At 44.6% G+C, this 1099-nt stretch carries 2 protein-coding genes; both read right to left on the bottom strand.

The genetic code is table 11. The features are described from left to right. Positions 1 to 35: 35 nt before the first annotated feature. On the bottom strand, positions 36 to 842 hold the full coding sequence (locus Q0614_RS12275) for a nitrilase-related carbon-nitrogen hydrolase (RefSeq protein WP_298789038.1): 807 nt from the start codon (positions 840 to 842) through the stop codon (positions 36 to 38). Positions 843 to 851: 9 nt separating this feature from the next. Further along, positions 852 to 1099 (bottom strand): crossover junction endodeoxyribonuclease RuvC (locus Q0614_RS12270; RefSeq protein WP_298787741.1); only part of this gene is annotated, 248 nt, incomplete at its 5' end.

The following is a 1099-nucleotide window of genomic DNA, read 5'->3' as shown; positions in this document are numbered from 1 at the left end:
GTTTAGCATATCGATCACAAATACCAAAGTTTTCATCAAAACTCCTTATAAATTTCAGGTTTCATATCTTTTAAAAGATCCATTTTAGCGCGAAATTTTAAAATTTCGTCTAAACTTACATCCATGACTTTGATAGCCTCTTTTTTGCCTAGGCGCGCGACGATCTCGCCGCCGGGATTTATCAGCATGGAATTTCCGCCAAAACTCTCACCCTGCCCCGTATCGCCGCAGCCGTTTACCGCGCAGATAAAAATTTGATTCTCGATCGCGCGGGCCCTCGCAAGCGTGATAAAATGCTCTATGCGGCTTTGCGCAAACTGTGCGATTACAAAAACTATCTGCGCGCCGCGAAGCGCTAAGGCTCGAAAAATTTCGCCGAAGCGCAGATCATAACAGATCGCGACGCCGATTTTGACCGCGCGATTTTTAAATTTAATCTCGCAAATGCCTAACTTATCGCCGCCGTTTACGATCTCGTTTTCGCGAGCAAGCGAGAAGGCGTGGATCTTGTCGTAGCGTAAAATTTCGGCTCCGTTTTGATATATAAAAGCGGAATTGTAAATTTTATCTCGCTTGGAATTTATCGATCCGCCGATTAAAACAGCGCCGCTTTTTTGCGAAATTTCGCTTAAAAATTTTTTCGTATAAGCAGCGTTCGTATCGGCAAGCTCTTTAAATTTAGCCGTATTAAAGCCCGTGTTAAATGCCTCGGGCAGCACCGCTACATCCGCGCCGCGCTTTAACGCACGATCTATCAGATCGTGCGCGCGAATAAAATTTTGCTCGCAATCTGCGAAATTTTGAGCTATTTTCACGTCCATTTGTAAAATAGCAATCTTCATAAAACCCTCCTATTTAGGCGCTAGTCGCATAACATTTGCATGCGTAAGCGCGATAGCTATGGCATCAGTGATATCAAGCGGCTTAATCTCCTTATTAATCCCCAAAATTCGCTTTACCATGAAGGCAACCTGCTCCTTCGCCGCCTTTGCCTTGCCCGTGACCGATTTTTTTACCTGAAGCGGCGTGTATTCGGCAAAATTTCCAAAAATTTGTAAAATTTTAAGAGCCAGCGCGCCGCGAAACTGAGCGAGCTTTA

It is taken from the genome of uncultured Campylobacter sp., assembly GCF_937997595.1.
Lineage (GTDB): Bacteria > Campylobacterota > Campylobacteria > Campylobacterales > Campylobacteraceae > Campylobacter_B.
This window is presented reverse-complemented; position numbering and strand designations above follow the sequence as displayed.

Coding starts and splice junctions, on each gene's coding strand:
- Q0614_RS12275 (WP_298789038.1), bottom strand. CDS start 842: ATGAAGATTGCTATTTTACAAATGGACGTGAAAATAGCTCAAAATTTC.